Here is a 21,637-nt window from a genome sequence, read left to right on the forward strand (position 1 = left end):
TTATTAGTTATCCGAACAAGTGTGCCAGTTATCCGTCGCCAGCTTAACAGACACGCAGGGGCCAGCAACGCGAATTTGCGACGCAGTCATCACTGGTAATGGCCCGTTGCCCGTAAATGCGACGGCCGGGTGAAATAAGACGCTGTGATAAGCTACGCGCCTTTTTCGGGCAGTGGAGTCCAGGCGATGAAAGCGCGCATTCAATGGGCCGGCGAGGCCATGTTCCTCGGCGAATCCGGCAGCGGCCATGTGGTGGTGATGGACGGTCCGCCCGAGGCCGGCGGTCGCAACCTCGGTGTGCGTCCCATGGAAATGGTGCTGATCGGCCTGGGCGGCTGCAGCAACTTCGACGTGGTCAGCATCCTGAAGAAGGCGCGCCAGCCGGTGGAGAGCTGCGAGGCCTTCCTCGAAGCCGAACGCGCGGGCGAGGATCCCAAGGTGTTCACCAAGATCCACCTGCATTTCGTGGTCAAGGGCCGCGGCCTGAAGGAGGCGCAGGTCAAGCGCGCGGTGGAGCTGTCGGCGGAGAAGTACTGCTCGGCCTCGATCATGCTCGGCCGCGCCGGCGTGGAAATCACCCACGACTACGAGATAGTCGAACTGGGTGCCTGACGGTCATCCGGCCATCATAAAGCGGGCGCAGACTCTGGCCGCCACGGCCGTCGATCTGCATAATGCGCGGCCCTTTTCGGGGCCTGCGCCCCAACCAAAACCAATCGCCATCGCGAAGAGGTGTTAACCGTCCTACGCAGCTGAGCCATTCGCAGCTGACGGGCATGCTCGATCACGCGGCAGAGCCGCACCAACCAAGAGAATCTCCAACGGTGAAAAGCAAACTCAAGCTCCACGGGTTCAACAACCTGACGAAGACCTTGAGCTTCAACATCTATGACATCTGCTACGCGGAAACGCCGGAAGACCAGCAGGCTTACGTCCAGTACATCAACACCGAGTACGACGCCGAGCGGCTGACGCAGATCCTCACCGATGTTGTCGACATCATCGGCGCCAATATCCTGAACATCGCTCGTCAGGACTACGACCCGCAAGGCGCCAGCGTGACCATCCTGATCTCCGAGCAACCGGTGGAACCCACCGCCAGCCAGATCGAGGAATCCCCGGGGCCGCTGCCGGATACCATCCTGGCGCACCTGGATAAGAGTCACATCACCGTGCACACCTATCCGGAGATCCATCCGGTCGAGGGCATCGCGACCTTCCGTGTGGACATCGACGTGTCGACCTGTGGCGTGATCTCGCCGCTGAAGGCGCTCAACTACCTGATCCACCAGTTCGACTCGGACATAGTCACCGTCGACTATCGCGTGCGCGGCTTCACCCGCGACGTGGAAGGCAAGAAGCACTTCATCGACCACGAGATCAACTCGATCCAGAACTACCTCTCCGAGGATACCCAGGACGCGTACCAGATGACAGACGTGAACGTGTACCAGGAGAACCTGTTCCACACCAAGATGCTGCTCAAGAACTTCGAGCTGGACAACTACCTGTTCGGCGACGCCACCCGCAACCTGACCGCCGAGCAGCGCCAGCAGGTGGAAGAGCGGGTGCGTCACGAGATGCTGGAGATCTTCTACGCGCGCAATATGCCGCGCTGATTCTCCCGCAACGAAAAAGGGCGCCGATCGGCGCCCTTTTTCATGTCTACCGCTTTATATCCTGTACGTGCTCTTGGTCATCACTTTCGACAGCAGGCTCATGCCGAACTTCACCGGCGCCGGGAAGCGCAGGCCGCCGGCGTCGATGGCGCTGGTGGCGTGCTGTTCCTCGTCATCGCGCATCTGTTCGAGGATGGCGCGGGTCTTGGCATCGTCCTGCGGGATCTGCTCCAGGTGCTCGTCGAGGTGCTTGACCACCTGGTCCTCGGTGGCGGCGACGAAGCCCAGGCTGACCCGGTCGCTGATCAGCCCGGCAACCGCGCCGACGCCGAAGGACAGACCGTAGAACAACGGATTGAGCACGCTCGGGTGGCTGCCCAGTTCGCGGATGCGCTGCTCGCACCAGGCCAGGTGGTCGACCTCCTCGTCGGCGGCATGCTCCATGGCCTTGCGCACTTCCGGCAGCTTGGCGGTCAGGGCCTGGCCCTGGTACAGCGCCTGGGCGCAGACCTCGCCGGTGTGGTTGATGCGCATCAGCCCGGCCACATGGCGAGCGTCTTCGTCGCTCAGCTCGGACTCGTTCTGCAGGATGGCCGGCGATGGCCGCGCCGGTGCGCCGCTGAACGGCAGCAGGGTGCGCATGGCGGCATCGGCCTGGATCAACAGGCGGTCGACGGGGGAAAACTGGCGTTCGTTGCTCATGGCCATCTCCACGGAAAGCATGCCGGCAGTTTACCTGAAGGTCTGGACAGATTTTTGACCGGCGACAATGGGTCGCTGCCGCTCAGCCCGGCGGCCAGTGCATCTGCCGCTGGCCGAGCACGTGCATATGGATGTGGTGCACGGTCTGGCCGCCCAGGTCGTTGCAGTTCATCACCACGCGGAAGCCTTCGGCGCAGCCCTGTTCGGCGGCCAGGCGCTGGGCGGTGTAGAGAATATGCCCGTCCAGCGGACGATCCGCTTCGCTCAGTTCGTTGAGGGTGGCGATATGGCGCTTGGGGATCACCAGGAAATGCACCGGCGCCTGCGGGCCTATGTCATGGAAGGCCAGCACCTCGTCGTCCTCGTAGAGCTTGCGGGCGGGAATGGTGCCGTCGATTATCTTGCAGAACAGGCAGTCCACGCGCTTTCCTCCGGCGGCTTTGGGTATCCTGCGAGTTTAATAGTGTCGGCAGACAGCACAAGGAGTGCGTGTTGAAGAACGATGTTCACGATCTGGGCCTGGTCCTGGAGTCCCGCGTCAAACTGGTGGTGATCGAGTCCTGGGACGAGCCACGGGTGCTGGAAACCATCACCTCTCTGGCGATCAAGCGCGGCCTCGGCATTTACACCTGGGCGGTGACGGAGGGTCTGCAGCGCCTGGCCTTCGGCGGCGAGCCGGTGGGCGAGCTGGATAGCCGCGAGCCGGAGCAAGCGCTGCGCCTGATCAAGGCCGATCCGACGCCGAACATCTATGTGCTGTGCGACCTGCATCCGTTCCTGACAGACAATCCCAAACTGGTGCGCCTGCTCAAGGAGATTGCCATGAGCGAGGCGCCGCACAAGCCGACCCTGGTGCTGGTCTCGCACGCGCTCAAGCTGCCGGCCGAGGTGCAGCGCTATGCCGCGCGCTTCAGCCTAGCGCTGCCGACCGAGGAAGAGCTGCTGGCCCTGGTGCGCGAAGAGGCCACGCGCTGGAGCGAGCGCAACCGCGGCGCCCGCGTGCGCACCGACAATCGCACCCTGCAGCAGGTGGTGAAGAACCTGCGCGGCATGAGCCACGCCGAGGCGCGGGCACTGGCGCGCAACGTGATCTGCGATGACGGCGCGATTACCCAGGAAGACCTGCCGGAGCTGAACAAGGCCAAGTTTCAGCTATTGGATCTGGAAGGCGTGCTCAGCTTCGAGTACGACACCGCACGCTTCGCCGAGGTCGGTGGCCTGAACAACCTCAAGCGCTGGCTGGGCGAGCGCCAGGACATTTTCTTCAACGGCAAGGGTGCCGATATCCCCCGCGGCATGTTGCTGGTCGGCGTGCAGGGCGGTGGCAAGAGCCTGGCGGCCAAGGCGGTGGCTGGTCTCTGGGGACTGCCGCTGCTGCGTTTGGACTTCGCCGCCCTGTACAACAAGTTCTTCGGCGAGACCGAGCGCAACCTGCGCGAGGCGCTCAAGCTGGCCGGGCAGATGGCGCCTTGCGTGTTGTGGATGGACGAGATTGAGAAGGGGCTGGCCACCGGCAGCAACGACGACGGCGTCAGCCAGCGCGTACTCGGCACCTTGTTGACCTGGATGGCCGAGCGCAAGTCGCCGGTGTTCATGGTCGCCACCGCCAACGCCATCGACCGCCTGCCGCCGGAACTGGTGCGTAAGGGGCGCTTCGACGAGCTGTTCTTCGTCGACCTGCCGAGCGCCGAGGTGCGCGCGGAGATCTTCGCCATCCATCTGCGCCGCCGTGAGCTGGTGCCGGAGCAGTTCGATCTGCAGGCACTGGCGCAGGCCAGTGAGGGGTTCGCCGGCGCGGAGATCGAGCAGGTGGTGGTCAGCGCCCTGTATGCCGCGCAGGCCCGCCAGCAGTCGGTGGATCAGGCGCTGTTGCTGAGCAACATTCAGGGTACGGCGCCACTGTCGGTGGTCATGGCCGAACGCCTGACGGAGCTGCGGGCCTGGGCCGACGGACGTACGGTGAGCGCCGACTAAGGTTGCTCTGCGCGAGTGCGTGGCAGCAGCGGGCGCACCATCTTCATCGCCACGTGGCGTACCAGCGCCCGCGGCGTCAGGCGCAGCAGTTGCGGCACCAGGCGATGGCGCCAGCCGGGGATGATGATGGCGCTATTGCGGTCCAGGCCGCGCAAGGCGACCAGGGCGATCTCCTCGGGGCTGGCCAGCTGCTGCTGGCGTTCCAGTCCACCGCTGTACAACTCGGCGCGACGGAAGAAGGCGGTAGCCATCGGCCCGGGGCAGAGCACCGAGACTCTCACCCCGAACGGCGCCAGCTCGCTGCGTAGCGCCTCGGAGAAGTGCAGCACGTAGGCCTTGCTGGCGAAGTAGCTGCTCATCAGTGGGCCCGGCTGGAAGGCGGCCAGGGAAGCCACGTTGAGAATCTGCCCGGCACCGCGCCGCTTCATCTCCAGGCCAAGGGCATGGCACAGCCGGCTGAGTGCCAGAATATTGAGTTCGATCAGTTCCTGCTCGCGTCCCCAGTCCTGCTCGACGAACAGTCCGGCGCTGCCGATGCCGGCGTTGTTCACCAGCAGATCGATCTGCCGCTCGCCCTGTTCCAGCTCCTGGATCAGGCCGGTGAGCTGCAGCGGTTCGGTCAGGTCGCAGACGCGAAACAGCGCCTCGATGCCGAAACGCTGGCTCAGCTCGCAGGCGATGCTTTCCAGCGCGTCGCGTTGGCGCGCCACCAGGATCAGGTTACGCCCGCGCCGGGCCAGAGCCTCGGCCAGGGCCAGGCCGAGGCCGCTGGAGGCGCCGGTAATCAGGGCGTAACCGCTCAAGGTCTACTCCTCGCCTTCCGGGGCGTACTGCAGCTGTTGTTCCTGCTGAGCCTGCTCGGCACGGTCGACATATTCCTGATAGGCCGGGATCGAGATGGCCGCGAGAATGCCCAGTATCGGTACCAAGAGCAGCGACCAGGCCAGGGCGATCACGCCGCCGCTGTTTGGCGGTGGCGGTGGGCCATAGCGGTTGGCACCCTGGGTGCCCGGGATGACCAGCATCAGCAGGGCAAACACGCTGCCCACCACCGGTACGAAGTTGAGCAGCCAGAGCCAGCCGGACCAGCCGATATCGTGCAGGCGCTGAACGCCAATCATCACGCTGACCACCACGCCGCCTATCACCAGCGGAATCATCAGGATGCCACCGACTATGGGCGAAACGGCCATAGCGCCGGCTGCAATGCCGTAGCCCAGCAGGGCGATCAGCATCAACGCCATCGACCAGCCCAGGTAGCGCACGCGGCCGATCCGACCATTCACCGTGAAGACTTTCAGCTCGCCATACTCTGGCATCGCATCACCGACTTCCGATTTCGGTGTGCTATAGGGCGAGGCGCTTTCCATTGCAGCAGGCGCTGAGGTTGCCGGCAGCGCCGCCTGACGGGCCAAATACCTCTCGATGATGATGCCGCAGGCCGAGCACTCGGCTGCTTTCTCCTGCTGATGGCCGCATTTGGGGCAGGCCATACCGTTGGTGGGCAGTTGTGGCGTGGCTGGAGCAGTTATGGCCGGTTCGCTATCCACCAGGCTAAGGCCGAGGCTTCCGCCCTCTTGCTCCTTACGTACCAAGGCTCCGGCCTGCTGCAGCGCGGCCAGGTACTTGTCCGCCTCCGCCTCGGCCAGGTCACGCTTGAGGGCCACCGGCGAGCCGCTGAACAGGGCGTCGATCTTGCTCTGGTCGCTCTTGAACAGGCGGGCCAGGTTGTCCTTCACCGTGTCGAGTGTCATCTCCGGCATCAACTGGCCGTCGAAGACGATCTTGTAGCGAGTATCCGTCATGCGTGCATCCCTGTTACGTCATTGAGAAGTGGCTAGAGCCTAGGGGCTTTGCCGGGTGCGAACAAGCGACCTGTTGCGCAGTTTTCTGCTCAGCGCGGCCAGCGTTGCGTCAGTTGTCCGGCCTGGCTCTGGGCGGCCCGGTATTCGGCATCCAGGCGGGCGATCAGCTCGGCCACCGTCGGCAGGTCGTCGATGCCGCCGACGCCCTGACCCGCCGACCAGACGGTCTTCCAGGCCTTGGCTTCGTCGTTGATCGGCTTGAGCTTCTCGCCATAGTTGATGTCGCCCTTGTTCTGCAGGCGCTGCAGGTCGTAGCCGGCCTTTTCCAGGCTCTGGCGCATGAAGCTGGCCGGCACGCCGGACACCGCCGGGGTGTGCACGATGTCGGCAGCGCGGGCGTCGAGGATCATCTGCTTGTAGTCGCCGTCGGCATTGCTCTCGCGAGTGGCGATGAAGCGCGTGCCCATGTAGGCCAGATCGGCGCCCAGCAATTGCGCGGCGAGGATCTCGTGGCCGTGATTGAGGCAGCCGGAGAGCAGCAGGGTCTTGTCGAAGAACTGGCGGATCTCGGCGATCAGGGCGAACGGACTCCAGGTGCCGGCGTGGCCGCCGGCGCCGGCGGCCACCGCGATCAAGCCATCCACGCCGGCCTCGGCGGCCTTTTCCGCATGGCGGTGGGTGGTCACATCGTGGAACACCAGACCGCCATAGCTGTGCACGGCGTCTACCACTTCCTTCACTGCGCCGAGGCTGGTGATCACCACCGGCACCTTGTGCTCCACGCAGATGGCCAGGTCGGCCTGCAGGCGCGGGTTGCTACCGTGCACGATCAGGTTGACCGCGTAGGGTGCCGAGTCCGGCTTCAGCCCCGCTTCGATCTCCTCCAGCCACGCCTTGAAGCCGGCGCTCTCGCGCTGGTTCAGTGCCGGGAAGCTGCCGACCACGCCGCTGTGACAGGTGGCCAGCACCAGGGGGGGAGTGGACACCAGAAACATCGGAGCGGCCACCACCGGCAGGCGCAGGCGTTGATCGAGCAGGGCGGGCAGTGACATGAGCGTTCCTCTTGTTCTCAGAAGGGTTTGACCACCACCAGAATCACGATCGCCAGCAGGAACAACACCGGCACCTCGTTGAACCAGCGGTAGAACACGTGGCCGCGAACGTTCTCGCCGCGGGCGAAGCGCTTGAGTTGTGCACCACAGACGTGGTGGTAAGCGATCAACAGTACCACCAGCAGCAGCTTGGCGTGCAGCCAGCCCTGCTGCAGCCAGGCCGGGCTGAGGTAGAGCAGCCAGCCGCCGAAGATCAGGGTGGCGATCATCGAGGGGTTCATGATGCCGCGGTACAGCTTGCGCTCCATCACGCAGAAGCGTTCCTGGCTGGGCGCGTCGTCGGCCGAGGCGTGGTAGACGAACAGGCGCGGCAGGTAGAACAGCCCGGCAAACCAGCAGACCATGGCGATGATGTGCAGGGCCTTGACCCAGAGATAGAGCATTGGCGACTTCCAGCGGGATATTTATCGCCGATAGTAGAGAAAGCCGTGGTCGCACGTCACCCTTGAGGTTGGCCGCTGCGGCCATGGGCTTTATCATCGGCAGCCTTTCTTATCGGTCTCTCTGCGGGGGTTATGCAATGGTCAAGGTCGGAATCGTCGGCGGCACGGGTTACACCGGGGTGGAGCTGCTGCGTCTGCTGGCCCAACACCCGCAGGCCGAGGTGGCGGTCATCACCTCGCGTTCCGAGGCCGGGGTCAAGGTTGCCGACATGTACCCCAATCTGCGCGGCCACTACGACAATCTCGCCTTCAGCGTGCCGGATGTGGCCACCCTGGGCGCCTGCGACGTGGTGTTCTTCGCCACCCCGCACGGCGTCGCCCATGCCCTGGCCGGCGAGCTGCTGGCGGCCGGCACCAAGGTGATCGACCTGTCCGCCGACTTCCGTCTGCAGGACGCCGAGGAGTGGGCCAAGTGGTATGGCCAGCCGCACGGCGCGCCGGAGCTGCTGCCGGAGGCGGTCTACGGACTGCCGGAAGTGAATCGCGAGGCCATCAAGGGCGCGCGCCTGATCGCCGTGCCCGGCTGCTATCCGACCGCCACCCAGCTCGGCCTGCTTCCGCTGCTGGAGGCCGGCCTGGCCGATAACAGTCGCCTGATCGCCAACTGCGCCTCCGGCGTCAGCGGCGCCGGTCGCGGTGCCAAGGTCGGTTCGCTGCTGTGCGAGGCCAGCGAGAGCATGATGGCCTATTCGGTCAAGGGCCACCGTCACCTGCCGGAGATCAGTCAGGGCCTGCGTCGCGCCGCCAAGGGGCCGGTCGGCCTGACCTTCGTGCCGCACCTGGCGCCGATGATCCGTGGCATCCATGCCACCCTGTACGCCACTGTCGCCGATCGCGGCGTCGACCTGCAGGCACTGTTCGAGCAGCGTTACGCCAATGAACCTTTCGTCGACGTGATGCCGGCTGGCAGCCATCCGGAGACCCGCAGCGTGCGTGGTGCCAACGTCTGCCGCATCGCCGTGCACCGTCCGCAAGGCGGTGAGCTGGTGGTGGTGCTGTCGGCCATCGACAACCTGGTCAAGGGCGCGTCCGGCCAGGCGGTACAGAACCTGAACATCCTCTTCGGCCTGGACGAGCGCCTGGGCCTGTCCCACGCCGCGTTGCTGCCCTGATCGAGGTTGCGCCTGCGACGACTTGAATTCGCCGCAGGCGCGCCTATCTAAGAAGCAGGAGCCCTGCTCCTGTCATCGCGCAATAATTGACCAATTTGCTCGGGTAAGCGGATAATCGCCGCCCGTGCAGTACGTAACATGGCGCCTGGCGCCGGGAGAGCAGCAAGATGAGCGTCGAGACCTTCACTCCAACCCCCCTGATCTTCACCCAGGGCGCGGCGAACAAGGTGAAGAGCCTGGTCGATGAAGAGGGCAATCCGCGTCTGAAGCTGCGTGTGTTCGTCACCGGCGGCGGTTGCTCGGGTTTCCAGTACGGCTTCACCTTCGATGAGGACGTGGCCGACGACGACACCATCGTCGAGCGCGAGGGCGTCAGCCTAGTGGTCGACCCGATGAGCTTCCAGTACCTGGCCGGCGCCGAGGTGGATTATCAGGAGGGCCTGGAAGGTTCGCGCTTCGTGATCAACAACCCGAATGCTTCCACCACCTGCGGCTGCGGTTCGTCCTTCTCGATCTGAGCCATTCGCCATGAAAAAAGCCGCGCATCTGCGCGGCTTTTTCGTTTGGGCCTGGCCTGGTCAGGCCGGGTAGATCGCCCCGAGCACTCGTGGTCCCTTCGCGCCACTGACGCTGGGGCGGTTGGCCGGGATACGCTCCAGGCAGCAATGCGCCAGCCAGGCGAAGGCCATGGCCTCGACCCAGTCCGGAGGCACGCCACGCTCGGCGGTGCTGGCTACCTGGCAGCTAGGCAACAGTTCCTGCAGGCGCTGCATCAATGCGGCGTTGTGCGCGCCGCCGCCGCACACCAGCAACTCGGCGGTGTCCTGCTGAGCCTGCTGCAGCGAGTCGACGATGCTGCGTGCGGTGAGCTCCAGCAGGGTGCGCTGAATATCGGCGGGCGACACTGCGGGGAACTCGGCCAGGTGGTTTTCCAGCCAGGGCAGATTGAACAGCTCGCGCCCGGTGCTCTTCGGGCCGCGCGTGGCGAAATAGGGGTCGCTCAGCAGCGCTTGCAGCAGCGCCGCATTGGGCTGGCCACTGGCCGCCCAGGCGCCGTCGCGATCAAACGCATCGCCACGCACCTTGCCGATCCAGGCATCCAGCAGCACGTTGCCCGGTCCGCAGTCGAAACCGCGCACGGCCTGGCCCGGCTCGATCAGGCTGAGATTGCTGAAGCCGCCGACATTGAGCACGGCCTTGGGTTGCTCGTCACTGTCGAACAGCGCTTCGTGGAAGGCCGGAACCAGCGGCGCCCCCTGGCCGCCTGCGGCCACGTCGCGACGGCGGAAGTCGGCGACTATGTCGATGCCGGTCAGCTCGGCCAGCAGGGCCGGATTGCCGATCTGCACGGTAAAGCCGCGGGCGGGTTCGTGGCGCACCGTCTGGCCATGACTGCCGATGGCGCGGATATCGCTCGCGCTCAGCCCTTCGCGTTGCAACAGCGCATTGATGCCGGCGGCCGCCAGCTCTACCCAGCACTGCTCGGCAATGGCGGCGCGTGCCAGCTCGTCAGGGCCCGAGGTGCATAGTCCCAGCAGCTCGGCGCGCAAGGCGTCGGGCATGGGGATGTAGTGGTGGGCGAGGAGAGCGGGGCGGGTATCTTGCTGGATCAGGGCGATATCCAGTCCGTCGAGACTGGTACCGGACATCACTCCCAGGTAGCGCGGCATATCAGGGCTGCTTGTTGGCGGCCAGCATGGTGGCCTTTTCCTGGTCCATGCGCGCCATCAGCGGCTTGCTCAGCTGCAGGAAGCGCTGCTTCTCGTTGCGAGCGATGGGGTCGGCCATTGGCAGCTTCTGGCTGAGCGGATCGACATGACGGCCATTGACCTGGAACTCGTAGTGCAGGTGCGGTCCGGTCGACAGGCCGGTGGTGCCGATGTAGCCGATGATCTGCCCCTGCTTGACGGTGCTGCCGGTGCGCACGCCCTTGGCGAAGCCTTGCATGTGCCCGTACAGGGTGCGGTAGCTGTTGCCGTGCTGGATGACCACGGCATTGCCGTAGCCGCCCTTGCGTCCGGCCAGCAGCACGCGGCCATCGCCGGCGGCCTTGATCGGCGTGCCGCGCGGGGCAGCGTAGTCGACACCCTTGTGCGCACGGATCTTGTTCAGGATCGGGTGGCGGCGGCCCATGGAGAATTTCGAGCTGATGCGGGCGAAGTCCACCGGGGTGCGGATGAACGCCTTGCGCATGCTCATGCCATCGGCGTTGTAGTAGCTGGTCACGCCCTGCTTGCTGGTGTAGCGCACAGCGGTGTAGGTCTTGCCGCGATTGGTGAAGCGCGCGGAGAGGATGTTGCCGTTGCCGACCTGCTTGTTGTTGACCACGTGCTCTTCGTAGATCAGCTCGAATTCGTCGCCTTCGCGGATGTCCTGGGCGAAGTCGATGTCGTAGCCGAATACGTTGGCCAGGTCCATGGTCAGGCTGTGTGATAGCCCGGCACGCTTGGCAGAGAGGAACAGCGAGCTGTTGATCACGCCGTGGGCGTAGGAGGTGCGCACGTCCGGCTTGACCAGTTCGCGCTTGAAGGAGAAGCCCTTGTCGCTGCGCGTCAGGGAGATGCTCTCCAAGTCGTTCAGCTTGCTGCCCATGCGCTCCAGCTTGCCTTCAGGCGTCAGCTTGAAGTCCAGCACCTGGCCCACGTGCAGACGGCTGAAACGCTTGGCGTCCTTGCTGCTGCCGATGGCTTCGTGAAGGGCATTGGCATCCAGGCCGACGCGAGAAAAGACGGTCGACAGCGTATCGCCGTTGGCGACGGTGACGCTCTTCTGCAGCGGATCGGTGGGTTGGGTGATTTGTGCTTCTTCGTTCTTCTTATTCGCGTTTGCTTGGGCGCTGTTCTTGTTATCGGCGAAAGGCGATTCCCCGGCGGCTTGATCGGGTCGGAGATCATCCTTCTCTTGCACGATCTGCTCGGAGCCGTTGTCCAGCTCCAGGCTCAGGTAGGTCTTCTTGGCTTCGACTTCGCGCGACGGGAACACCAGCAAGGCCAGGCTCAGCAGCGCCGCAATACCGCTGGCTGCCAGCAAGTGGCTCCGCGGATAGGACGTGGCTTTGGGTACAGAATGCGTCATGGCTCAGGGTGTTTCTTGGAAGAGTGCATTAACTGTCTAAAATATAATCAAATTTCACTATAGGCAACCCTGCAGGCCATGCATCGGCCCAGCGGCACACCCCTGGCGTAGAGCTTGTAATTGGTCAGTGATCTTGTATGGTTGGTTCCCTTTTTGGTTTGCGGGTAGCACGGGTCCTGTCATGAAGTCGGTTGAAGAGCAGCTGGCGCTGATTAAGCGCGGTGCAGAAGAAGTTCTGGTCGAGTCCGAACTGGTTGAGAAGCTCAAGCGTGGCGAGCCGCTGCGGATCAAGGCCGGTTTCGACCCGACCGCGCCCGATCTGCATTTGGGGCACACCGTGCTTATTAATAAGCTGCGCCAGTTCCAGGAGTTGGGGCACCAGGTGGTCTTCCTTATAGGTGACTTCACCGGAATGATCGGCGACCCCAGTGGCAAGAGCGCGACTCGCCCACCGCTGACCCGCGAGCAGGTGCTGGATAACGCCGAGACCTACAAGACTCAGGTATTCAAGATTCTAGATCCGGCCAAGACCGAGGTGGCGTTCAACTCCACCTGGATGGACAAGCTCACGCCGGCCGACTTCATTCGCTTGGCTTCGCAGTACACCGTGGCGCGCATGCTCGAGCGTGATGACTTCCAGAAGCGCTACGAAGGCAATCAGCCGATTGCCATCCACGAATTCCTCTATCCGCTGGTGCAGGGTTACGACTCGGTGGCGCTGCGTGCAGACGTCGAGCTCGGCGGTACCGATCAGAAGTTCAACCTGCTCATGGGGCGTGAGTTGCAGCGCTCCTACGGTCAGTCGTCTCAGTGCATCGTCACCATGCCGCTGCTCGAGGGCTTGGATGGTGTGAAGAAGATGTCCAAGTCGCTGGGCAACTATATAAGTATCCAGGAAGCGCCCGGCGTCATGTACAACAAGCTGGTCTCCATGCCGGACTCGCTGATGTGGCGCTACTTCGAGCTGCTGAGCTTCCGCTCCATGGAAGAGATCGAGCAGTTCAAGGCTGACGTGGTCAATGGTGCCAATCCGCGCGACATCAAGATCAAGCTGGCCGAAGAGATCGTGGCTCGATTCCATGGTGAAGAGGCTGCCGCCAGTGCGCACCGTTCTGCGGGTAATCGCCTGAAGGATGGCGAGCTGCCGGACGACCTGCCGGAAGTCGAGCTGCTCTCTATAGAAGAGATGCCGATCTCCTCTGTCCTTAATAAGGCCGGCCTGGTGAAGAACGCTGCCGCTGCTCGCGACCTATTGGGTGCAGGTAGCGTCAAGGTGGATGGCGAGGTGGTTGATCGCAACTTCATGTTCAAGCTGGGCTCCAGTCATGTGTGCCAGGCCGGTAAGAAGGCCTTCGCACGTATCTCTTTGAAGGCAGAGTGAAAAACTTTGCATAAAGGAGTTGACGGTTAGATTTGGTCCCCTATAATGCGCACCACTTCCGGCGCAGTTCTCTCGGAAAACTCCTTGAAATTCAAAGAGTTGGATGAAAAAGAGATTGACCGGATGGCGAATTTGAGTAGAATGCGCCGGGCTGACAAGGTGGTGGTTTGATCTTGTTGGTTGCTTCGATCGGGTAGATCGGAAGCGGTTGAAAGAGGTGGTTGACAGCGGTTTTGAACGCTGTAGAATGCGCCTCCCGCTGACGAGAAGAAGTTCTAATCTGAAGCGCAAGCGGTTGAGAAGAAACGAAAAATTCTTCAAAAACAGCTTGACAGATTGAAAGGCTGCTGTAGAATGCGCGGCCTCGGTTGAGACGAAAGACTTCGCCGAAACGCTCTTTAACAACTGAATCAAGCAATTCGTGTGGGTGCTTGTGATGTAAGACTGATGGTCAACTGATTATCAGCAACGCAAGTAACACTCGTGAATTCGAGAGTTTTAGCTCTTTAAATAGAGCATGCGATTGCTGAGCCAAGTTTAGGGTTTTCTCAAAACCCAAGCAGTATTGAACTGAAGAGTTTGATCATGGCTCAGATTGAACGCTGGCGGCAGGCCTAACACATGCAAGTCGAGCGGATGAGTGGAGCTTGCTCCATGATTCAGCGGCGGACGGGTGAGTAATGCCTAGGAATCTGCCTGGTAGTGGGGGACAACGTTTCGAAAGGAACGCTAATACCGCATACGTCCTACGGGAGAAAGCAGGGGACCTTCGGGCCTTGCGCTATCAGATGAGCCTAGGTCGGATTAGCTAGTAGGTGAGGTAAAGGCTCACCTAGGCGACGATCCGTAACTGGTCTGAGAGGATGATCAGTCACACTGGAACTGAGACACGGTCCAGACTCCTACGGGAGGCAGCAGTGGGGAATATTGGACAATGGGCGAAAGCCTGATCCAGCCATGCCGCGTGTGTGAAGAAGGTCTTCGGATTGTAAAGCACTTTAAGTTGGGAGGAAGGGCAGTAAGTTAATACCTTGCTGTTTTGACGTTACCAACAGAATAAGCACCGGCTAACTTCGTGCCAGCAGCCGCGGTAATACGAAGGGTGCAAGCGTTAATCGGAATTACTGGGCGTAAAGCGCGCGTAGGTGGTTCAGCAAGTTGGAGGTGAAATCCCCGGGCTCAACCTGGGAACTGCCTCCAAAACTACTGAGCTAGAGTACGGTAGAGGGTAGTGGAATTTCCTGTGTAGCGGTGAAATGCGTAGATATAGGAAGGAACACCAGTGGCGAAGGCGACTACCTGGACTGATACTGACACTGAGGTGCGAAAGCGTGGGGAGCAAACAGGATTAGATACCCTGGTAGTCCACGCCGTAAACGATGTCGACTAGCCGTTGGGATCCTTGAGATCTTAGTGGCGCAGCTAACGCATTAAGTCGACCGCCTGGGGAGTACGGCCGCAAGGTTAAAACTCAAATGAATTGACGGGGGCCCGCACAAGCGGTGGAGCATGTGGTTTAATTCGAAGCAACGCGAAGAACCTTACCTGGCCTTGACATGCTGAGAACTTTCCAGAGATGGATTGGTGCCTTCGGGAACTCAGACACAGGTGCTGCATGGCTGTCGTCAGCTCGTGTCGTGAGATGTTGGGTTAAGTCCCGTAACGAGCGCAACCCTTGTCCTTAGTTACCAGCACGTTATGGTGGGCACTCTAAGGAGACTGCCGGTGACAAACCGGAGGAAGGTGGGGATGACGTCAAGTCATCATGGCCCTTACGGCCAGGGCTACACACGTGCTACAATGGTCGGTACAAAGGGTTGCCAAGCCGCGAGGTGGAGCTAATCCCATAAAACCGATCGTAGTCCGGATCGCAGTCTGCAACTCGACTGCGTGAAGTCGGAATCGCTAGTAATCGTGAATCAGAATGTCACGGTGAATACGTTCCCGGGCCTTGTACACACCGCCCGTCACACCATGGGAGTGGGTTGCTCCAGAAGTAGCTAGTCTAACCGCAAGGGGGACGGTTACCACGGAGTGATTCATGACTGGGGTGAAGTCGTAACAAGGTAGCCGTAGGGGAACCTGCGGCTGGATCACCTCCTTAATCGAAGACTTCAGCTTCTTCATAAGCTCCCACACGAATTGCTTGATTCACTTGCGAAAAGCGATTGGGTTTAGACCCGAGAGTTAGACGATTGGGTCTGTAGCTCAGTTGGTTAGAGCGCACCCCTGATAAGGGTGAGGTCGGCAGTTCGAATCTGCCCAGACCCACCAATTGTCAAGGGATGTGGCCAAGTCCGTAGATGGGGCCATAGCTCAGCTGGGAGAGCGCCTGCTTTGCACGCAGGAGGTCAGGAGTTCGATCCTCCTTGGCTCCACCATTAACTCGATAATCGCTGAAAGCTCAGAAATGAACATTGGTAGTTCAATGTTGATTTCTGGTCTTTGCGCCAGAACTGTTCTTTAAAAATTTGGGTATGTGATAGAAGTGACTTGTTGAATGTTTCACTGCATTCAGCAAATCAAGGCAAAATTTGCGAGTTCAAGCGCGAATTTTCGGCGAATGTCGTCTTCACGTTACGAATCTATAACCAGATTGCTTGGGGTTATATGGTCAAGTGAAGAAGCGCATACGGTGGATGCCTTGGCAGTCAGAGGCGATGAAAGACGTGGTAGCCTGCGATAAGCTTCGGGGAGTCGGCAAACAGACTTTGATCCGGAGATCTCTGAATGGGGGAACCCACCTAGGATAACCTAGGTATCTTGTACTGAATTCATAGGTGCAAGAGGCGAACCAGGGGAACTGAAACATCTAAGTACCCTGAGGAAAAGAAATCAACCGAGATTCCCTTAGTAGTGGCGAGCGAACGGGGATTAGCCCTTAAGCTTCTTTGATTTTAGCGGAACGCTCTGGAAAGTGCGGCCATAGTGGGTGATAGCCCTGTACGCGAAAAGGTCTTAGAAGTGAAATCGAGTAGGACGGCGCACGTGAAACGTTGTCTGAATATGGGGGGACCATCCTCCAAGGCTAAATACTACTGACTGACCGATAGTGAACTAGTACCGTGAGGGAAAGGCGAAAAGAACCCCGGAGAGGGGAGTGAAATAGAACCTGAAACCGTATGCGTACAAGCAGTGGGAGCCCACTTTGTTGGGTGACTGCGTACCTTTTGTATAATGGGTCAGCGACTTATATTCAGTGGCGAGCTTAACCGAATAGGGGAGGCGTAGCGAAAGCGAGTCTTAATAGGGCGCTTTAGTCGCTGGGTATAGACCCGAAACCGGGCGATCTATCCATGGGCAGGTTGAAGGTTAGGTAACACTGACTGGAGGACCGAACCGACTACCGTTGAAAAGTTAGCGGATGACCTGTGGATCGGAGTGAAAGGCTAATCAAGCCCGGAGATAGCTGGTTCTCCTCGAAAGCTATTTAGGTAGCGCCTCATGTATCACTCTGGGGGGTAGAGCACTGTTTCGGCTAGGGGGTCATCCCGACTTACCAAACCGATGCAAACTCCGAATACCCAGAAGTGCCGAGCATGGGAGACACACGGCGGGTGCTAACGTCCGTCGTGAAAAGGGAAACAACCCAGACCGTCAGCTAAGGTCCCAAAGTTATGGTTAAGTGGGAAACGATGTGGGAAGGCTTAGACAGCTAGGAGGTTGGCTTAGAAGCAGCCACCCTTTAAAGAAAGCGTAATAGCTCACTAGTCGAGTCGGCCTGCGCGGAAGATGTAACGGGGCTCAAACCATACACCGAAGCTACGGGTATCACGTAAGTGATGCGGTAGAGGAGCGTTCTGTAAGCCTGTGAAGGTGAGTTGAGAAGCTTGCTGGAGGTATCAGAAGTGCGAATGCTGACATGAGTAACGACAATGCGAGTGAAAAACTCGCACGCCGAAAGACCAAGGTTTCCTGCGCAACGTTAATCGACGCAGGGTTAGTCGGCCCCTAAGGCGAGGCAGAAATGCGTAGTCGATGGGAAGCAGGTTAATATTCCTGCACTTCTAGTTACTGCGATGGGGGGACGGAGAAGGCTAGGCCAGCACGGCGTTGGTTGTCCGTGTTTAAGGTGGTAGGCAGAGATCTTAGGCAAATCCGGGATCTTAATGCCGAGAACTGATGACGAACGTCCTTTTGGACGTGAAGTGGTTGATGCCATGCTTCCAGGAAAAGCCTCTAAGCTTCAGGTAACTAGGAACCGTACCCCAAACCGACACAGGTGGTTGGGTAGAGAATACCAAGGCGCTTGAGAGAACTCGGGTGAAGGAACTAGGCAAAATGGCACCGTAACTTCGGGAGAAGGTGCGCCGGTGAGGGTGAAGGACTTGCTCCGTAAGCTCATGCCGGTCGAAGATACCAGGCCGCTGCGACTGTTTATTAAAAACACAGCACTCTGCAAACACGAAAGTGGACGTATAGGGTGTGACGCCTGCCCGGTGCCGGAAGGTTAATTGATGGGGTTAGCGCAAGCGAAGCTCTTGATCGAAGCCCCGGTAAACGGCGGCCGTAACTATAACGGTCCTAAGGTAGCGAAATTCCTTGTCGGGTAAGTTCCGACCTGCACGAATGGCGTAACGATGGCGGCGCTGTCTCCACCCGAGACTCAGTGAAATTGAAATCGCTGTGAAGATGCAGTGTATCCGCGGCTAGACGGAAAGACCCCGTGAACCTTTACTGTAGCTTTGCACTGGACTTTGAGCCTGCTTGTGTAGGATAGGTGGGAGGCTTTGAAGCGTGGACGCCAGTTCGCGTGGAGCCATCCTTGAAATACCACCCTGGCATGCTTGAGGTTCTAACTCTGGTCCGTCATCCGGATCGAGGACAGTGTATGGTGGGCAGTTTGACTGGGGCGGTCTCCTCCCAAAGAGTAACGGAGGAGTACGAAGGTGCGCTCAGACCGGTCGGAAATCGGTCGTAGAGTATAAAGGCAAAAGCGCGCTTGACTGCGAGACAGACACGTCGAGCAGGTACGAAAGTAGGTCTTAGTGATCCGGTGGTTCTGTATGGAAGGGCCATCGCTCAACGGATAAAAGGTACTCCGGGGATAACAGGCTGATACCGCCCAAGAGTTCATATCGACGGCGGTGTTTGGCACCTCGATGTCGGCTCATCACATCCTGGGGCTGAAGCCGGTCCCAAGGGTATGGCTGTTCGCCATTTAAAGTGGTACGCGAGCTGGGTTTAGAACGTCGTGAGACAGTTCGGTCCCTATCTGCCGTGGACGTTTGAGATTTGAGAGGGGCTGACCTTAGTACGAGAGGACCGGGTTGGACGAACCTCTGGTGTTCCGGTTGTCACGCCAGTGGCATTGCCGGGTAGCTATGTTCGGAAAAGATAACCGCTGAAAGCATCTAAGCGGGAAACTTGCCTCAAGATGAGATCTCACTGGAGCCTTGAGCTCCCTAAAGGGCCGTCGAAGACTACGACGTTGATAGGTTGGGTGTGTAAGCGCTGTGAGGCGTTGAGCTAACCAATACTAATTGCCCGTGAGGCTTGACCATATAACACCCAAACAATCTGATGATTGTGGGTTGTATGGTGAAGTCGACAAACGAACCGAAAGTTCGCTAAGAACCGCAACGCCACATATCACATACCCATTAGGGGAAACGACTAAACACCGAGTCCCCAACCGAATTGCTTGACGACCATAGAGCGTTGGAACCACCTGATCCCTTCCCGAACTCAGTAGTGAAACGACGCATCGCCGATGGTAGTGTGGGGTTTCCCCATGTGAGAGTAGGTCATCGTCAAGCTCCTATCCCCAAACCCCCATCCGAGAAATCGGGTGGGGGTTTGGCTTTTGCACCGAAGAAAAGTTGTGCTGAGATCGGGCCATCTATGCCCCTCCTAGATCTCGCGCATAAAAAAGCCACCCTCGCGGTGGCTTTGGCGTCTCTGGGCGAGGAGTCGCACCCGTGGTGCTGATGGTCGCCGGCTTGCTGGGTGTTGGCATTTCTAGGCATTTCAATGTTGCATCGTTATGATGCCTGCCTCTTTATCCGAGCGTTCTTTTGATGCGGGAAGTATTACGGCTGCTGCAGGATGGCCAGTTTCATTCCGGTGAGTCCATCGGGGCGCTGCTTGGGGTCAGTCGTGCGGCTGTCTGGAAGCGTCTGCAGCATCTCGAGGTTTCACTTGGCCTGGAAGTGCATAGGGTGCGCGGGCGAGGATACCGTTTGGCCTCGCCGCTTTCGTTGCTCGATGAGGGGACGATTCTCACAGCCTCTCGCGACGTTGGCTGGAAAGCCCAGGTAGCTGAGACGATCGATTCCACCAATGCCGAGGCGCTCCGCCGTTTAGCTGCCTCTGCCGAAGCTCCGCTTCTGGTAGTGGCTGAGAAGCAGGAGGGTGGTCGTGGTCGCCGGGGGCGCGCCTGGGTCAGCCCCTTTGGCGAAAACCTCTATTACAGTCTGGGGCTGCGCCTTGAGGGTTCGACCTTTCCTCTCGATGGCTTGAGTCTGTCGGTTGGCTTGGCTGTTCTGCGGACTCTGCAAGAGGTGGGTTGCGTCGGCGCCGGGCTCAAGTGGCCGAACGACCTGTTGGTGTCGGGGCGGAAGATTGCCGGCGTGCTGCTTGAGCTAGCGGGAGATCCGGCAGGCGCCTGCCAGGTGGTAATCGGCATCGGTATCAATGTGAATATGTTGCCTGGTAGCTCGGTGCCAATCGACCAGCCTTGGACTTCGCTGCGTGAACAGCTTGGATGCTTGGTTGATCGCACCAAGCTGGCGTTGATCCTGGGGCGCTGGCTGCGTCATTACCTGGATATGCATGGGCGAGATGGCTTCGTGGCTCTGCGCGAGGAGTGGGAGATTGGCCATCTCTGGCAGGGGAAAGAGGTCAGCCTATTGGCGGGGCCTCAGCGTATCGATGGCGTCGTACTTGGTGTGGATCGAGTCGGAGCGCTGTGCCTGGATGTGGCGGGGCAGGAGCGGCAGTTCAGTGGTGGCGAGCTTAGTCTGAGGTTGCGTGATGATTCTTGAGCTGGACTGCGGGAATAGCCTGATCAAGTGGCGAGTTCAAGGCGAGGGGCGGATGCATGGCGGCGTCGTTGACTCCGATGAGGGCTTGCTCGAGGCGCTGCGCGGTGTCGCGGACCTGTCGCTACTGGGCTGTCGGCTGGTCAGTGTGCGTAGCGATGCGGAAACCTCGGCGTTGACGGATGCACTGGAGGCGGAGTTCGGGGTCGAGGTGCTTTGCGCTCGGCCTGCCTTGCAGCTTGCGGGGGTGCGCAACGGTTATGAGGAATATGCGCGACTGGGGCTGGATCGCTGGCTCGCGGTGGTCGGCGCGTATCAGCTGGAGCGGGGCGCTTGCCTGGTGCTGGATCTGGGGACGGCGGTCACTTCCGATTTCGTGACGGCTGATGGCGAGCACCTCGGCGGCTACATCTGTCCTGGTCTTCCGCTGATGCGCAACCAGCTGCGCACTCATACGCGTCGTATTCGTTACGACGATGCCGCGGCCGAGCTGGCAGTGCATAGTCTGCAGCCGGGAAGGGTGACAGTCGAGGCGGTGGAGCGCGGCTGTGCGTTGATGTTGCGCGGCTTTGTCCTGACGCAGGTCGAGCTTGCCCGCGAGCTGCTCGGGGAGTCCTTTGGTTTGTACCTTACGGGGGGCGATGCCGGCCTGGTGAGTGAGGTGTTGCCGCAGGCGCGGCAAGTGTCTGACCTTGTATTCGTTGGCTTGGCTCAGGCTTGTCCGCTGCCGGTGGAGGGTGCTTGATGCGTTGGTTCTTTCTGCTTCTGCTGGTTCTCAATCTCTTCTATTACGTCTGGCATCAGCAGCAGGCACCTTTGCGGGTAAAGGAAGTGGAGCCAATGGCTCTCTATAAAGGAGAGCAGCAGGGAATTCGCCTGCTGGATGCGGCCGACCGCGCGAAGACGCGTCCGGAGCTTGCGCAGCCGTCGTCGACTGTCGATGAAACCTGTCTTTTCCTGGGTAGCTTCCAGGGCGAGGATGCGGCCCGACAGATCGAGCAGCGCCTTATCGCTCTGGATATCCAGGCTCAGGTGCGCGCGGTGGATGCGGCGGCGGGGCTGGACTATTGGGTGTACCTGGCTCCGCTCGCTTCGCGCCAAGCCTCGTTGCGTCAGCTGAAGGAATTGCAGGCGCGCAAGATCGACAGCTACATCATCACTCAAGGCGACCTGGCCAACGGCATTTCACTGGGGATTTTCCCGCGCAGCGATTCCGCCGAAAGCGTGATGCAGCGCCTGCGTGATGCGGGTTACGAGCCGATGCTACGCGAGCTGCCGCGGGCCCAGCGCAGCTTCTGGGTGCGTGTCGCTCCAGAGAGTCGCCGTCTGGCCGATGATGTGCTGCAGCAGCTGGCCTCAGACTTCAAAGATTTGCAGCACCAAATAATGCCGTGTGAAAGCGTTGCAAGCGCTCAATAGTTTGCATAGAAT

18 protein-coding genes, 2 tRNA genes and 3 rRNA genes are annotated in these 21,637 nt (G+C 60.3%); 14 read left to right on the forward strand and 9 right to left on the reverse strand.

Annotation, left to right across the window (positions count from 1 at the left end; all coding sequences use genetic code 11):
- Nucleotides 1-186 precede the first annotated feature (186 nt).
- The gene (locus OH686_RS14790) at nt 187-612 is read left to right on the forward strand and encodes an OsmC family protein (RefSeq protein WP_289533580.1); all 426 of its coding nucleotides are present in this window, start codon (nt 187-189) and stop codon (nt 610-612) included.
- Between the two features lie 212 nt (nt 613-824).
- Nucleotides 825-1,619, forward strand: coding sequence for an adenosylmethionine decarboxylase (gene speD / locus OH686_RS14795; RefSeq protein WP_137974839.1), 795 nt, complete (start codon nt 825-827; stop codon nt 1,617-1,619).
- A 54-nt stretch (nt 1,620-1,673) separates the two neighbouring features.
- On the opposite strand, the gene coq7 is transcribed toward speD, so the two are convergent.
- On the reverse strand, nt 1,674-2,321 hold the full coding sequence (gene coq7, locus OH686_RS14800; protein ID WP_289533582.1) for a 2-polyprenyl-3-methyl-6-methoxy-1,4-benzoquinone monooxygenase: 648 nt from the start codon (nt 2,319-2,321) through the stop codon (nt 1,674-1,676).
- 82 nt (nt 2,322-2,403) lie between these two features.
- Entirely contained in the window at nt 2,404-2,742 is a 339-nt protein-coding gene (locus tag OH686_RS14805; protein ID WP_289533584.1) for a histidine triad nucleotide-binding protein, read from the reverse strand.
- Between the two features lie 71 nt (nt 2,743-2,813).
- Between OH686_RS14805 and OH686_RS14810 the strand changes: the two genes are divergently transcribed.
- Nucleotides 2,814-4,295, forward strand: a complete 1,482-nt coding sequence (locus OH686_RS14810; RefSeq protein WP_289533586.1) for an AAA family ATPase — start codon at nt 2,814-2,816, stop codon at nt 4,293-4,295.
- Here OH686_RS14810 and OH686_RS14815 read toward each other — a convergent pair.
- The 4 genes from OH686_RS14815 to hemJ all read right to left on the reverse strand — a co-directional run bounded on the left by OH686_RS14815 (nt 4,292) and on the right by hemJ (nt 7,595).
- Complete coding sequence (locus tag OH686_RS14815) at nt 4,292-5,098, reverse strand: SDR family NAD(P)-dependent oxidoreductase (RefSeq protein ID WP_289533588.1); 807 nt, start codon at nt 5,096-5,098, stop codon at nt 4,292-4,294. The two genes, OH686_RS14810 and OH686_RS14815, sit on opposite strands and share 4 nt — an antisense overlap.
- A 3-nt stretch (nt 5,099-5,101) precedes the next feature.
- The gene (locus OH686_RS14820; RefSeq protein WP_289533590.1) at nt 5,102-6,100 is read right to left on the reverse strand and encodes a DUF805 domain-containing protein; all 999 of its coding nucleotides are present in this window, start codon (nt 6,098-6,100) and stop codon (nt 5,102-5,104) included.
- Between the two features lie 89 nt (nt 6,101-6,189).
- Nucleotides 6,190-7,152: an NAD(P)H-dependent flavin oxidoreductase gene (locus tag OH686_RS14825; protein WP_289533591.1), complete on the reverse strand. Its 963-nt coding sequence runs from the start codon at nt 7,150-7,152 to the stop codon at nt 6,190-6,192.
- 17 nt (nt 7,153-7,169) lie between these two features.
- Nucleotides 7,170-7,595, reverse strand: a complete 426-nt coding sequence (gene hemJ / locus OH686_RS14830) for a protoporphyrinogen oxidase HemJ (protein WP_289533592.1) — start codon at nt 7,593-7,595, stop codon at nt 7,170-7,172.
- A gap of 137 nt (nt 7,596-7,732) precedes the next feature.
- Between hemJ and argC the strand changes: the two genes are divergently transcribed.
- Together argC and erpA are read left to right on the forward strand one after the other, a co-directional pair.
- Nucleotides 7,733-8,767: an N-acetyl-gamma-glutamyl-phosphate reductase gene (argC, locus tag OH686_RS14835; protein ID WP_289533593.1), complete on the forward strand. Its 1,035-nt coding sequence runs from the start codon at nt 7,733-7,735 to the stop codon at nt 8,765-8,767.
- Nucleotides 8,768-8,934: 167 nt separating this feature from the next.
- Nucleotides 8,935-9,285, forward strand: coding sequence for an iron-sulfur cluster insertion protein ErpA (gene erpA, locus OH686_RS14840; protein WP_043308183.1), 351 nt, complete (start codon nt 8,935-8,937; stop codon nt 9,283-9,285).
- Nucleotides 9,286-9,345: 60 nt separating this feature from the next.
- Here the strand turns inward: erpA and OH686_RS14845 are convergent, their stop codons facing one another.
- A complete protein-coding gene (locus tag OH686_RS14845; protein ID WP_289533594.1) occupies nt 9,346-10,437 on the reverse strand; it encodes an anhydro-N-acetylmuramic acid kinase in 1,092 nt (363 codons plus the stop codon).
- A 1-nt stretch (nt 10,438) separates the two neighbouring features.
- Nucleotides 10,439-11,842, reverse strand: coding sequence for a peptidoglycan DD-metalloendopeptidase family protein (locus OH686_RS14850; RefSeq protein WP_289533595.1), 1,404 nt, complete (start codon nt 11,840-11,842; stop codon nt 10,439-10,441).
- Nucleotides 11,843-12,023: 181 nt separating this feature from the next.
- On the opposite strand from OH686_RS14850, the gene tyrS reads away from it, so the two are divergent.
- A complete protein-coding gene (tyrS, locus tag OH686_RS14855) occupies nt 12,024-13,223 on the forward strand; it encodes a tyrosine--tRNA ligase (protein WP_289533596.1) in 1,200 nt (399 codons plus the stop codon).
- Nucleotides 13,224-13,314: 91 nt separating this feature from the next.
- Here the strand turns inward: tyrS and OH686_RS14860 are convergent, their stop codons facing one another.
- Nucleotides 13,315-13,641 (reverse strand): hypothetical protein, encoded by a 327-nt coding sequence (locus OH686_RS14860; protein WP_289533598.1) that lies wholly within the window; start codon nt 13,639-13,641, stop codon nt 13,315-13,317.
- A 149-nt stretch (nt 13,642-13,790) separates the two neighbouring features.
- Between OH686_RS14860 and OH686_RS14865 the strand changes: the two genes are divergently transcribed.
- The 8 genes from OH686_RS14865 (at nt 13,791) to OH686_RS14900 (ending at nt 21,625) form a co-directional block, all read left to right on the forward strand.
- A 16S ribosomal RNA gene (locus OH686_RS14865) occupies nt 13,791-15,327 on the forward strand.
- A gap of 93 nt (nt 15,328-15,420) precedes the next feature.
- Nucleotides 15,421-15,497: transfer RNA gene (locus OH686_RS14870), tRNA-Ile, on the forward strand.
- A 31-nt stretch (nt 15,498-15,528) separates the two neighbouring features.
- Nucleotides 15,529-15,604, forward strand: a tRNA-Ala gene (locus OH686_RS14875).
- Between the two features lie 231 nt (nt 15,605-15,835).
- Nucleotides 15,836-18,727: ribosomal RNA gene (locus tag OH686_RS14880) — 23S ribosomal RNA — on the forward strand.
- Nucleotides 18,728-18,866: 139 nt separating this feature from the next.
- A 5S ribosomal RNA gene (rrf, locus tag OH686_RS14885) occupies nt 18,867-18,982 on the forward strand.
- Together the 16S, 23S and 5S rRNA genes with 2 tRNA genes alongside form the textbook arrangement of a ribosomal RNA operon.
- A 261-nt stretch (nt 18,983-19,243) precedes the next feature.
- A complete protein-coding gene (birA, locus tag OH686_RS14890; RefSeq protein ID WP_289533599.1) occupies nt 19,244-20,209 on the forward strand; it encodes a bifunctional biotin--[acetyl-CoA-carboxylase] ligase/biotin operon repressor BirA in 966 nt (321 codons plus the stop codon).
- Complete coding sequence (locus OH686_RS14895; RefSeq protein ID WP_289533601.1) at nt 20,199-20,951, forward strand: pantothenate kinase; 753 nt, start codon at nt 20,199-20,201, stop codon at nt 20,949-20,951. The genes birA and OH686_RS14895 overlap by 11 nt, the downstream gene beginning before the upstream one ends.
- Nucleotides 20,951-21,625: an SPOR domain-containing protein gene (locus OH686_RS14900; RefSeq protein WP_289533603.1), complete on the forward strand. Its 675-nt coding sequence runs from the start codon at nt 20,951-20,953 to the stop codon at nt 21,623-21,625. Before OH686_RS14895 ends, OH686_RS14900 begins: the two co-directional genes overlap by 1 nt.
- Nucleotides 21,626-21,637: the final 12 nt, after the last annotated feature.

The sequence above is a fragment of the Pseudomonas sp. SO81 genome, from assembly GCF_030374125.1.
In the GTDB taxonomy this organism is placed as follows: Bacteria; Pseudomonadota; Gammaproteobacteria; order Pseudomonadales; family Pseudomonadaceae; genus Aquipseudomonas.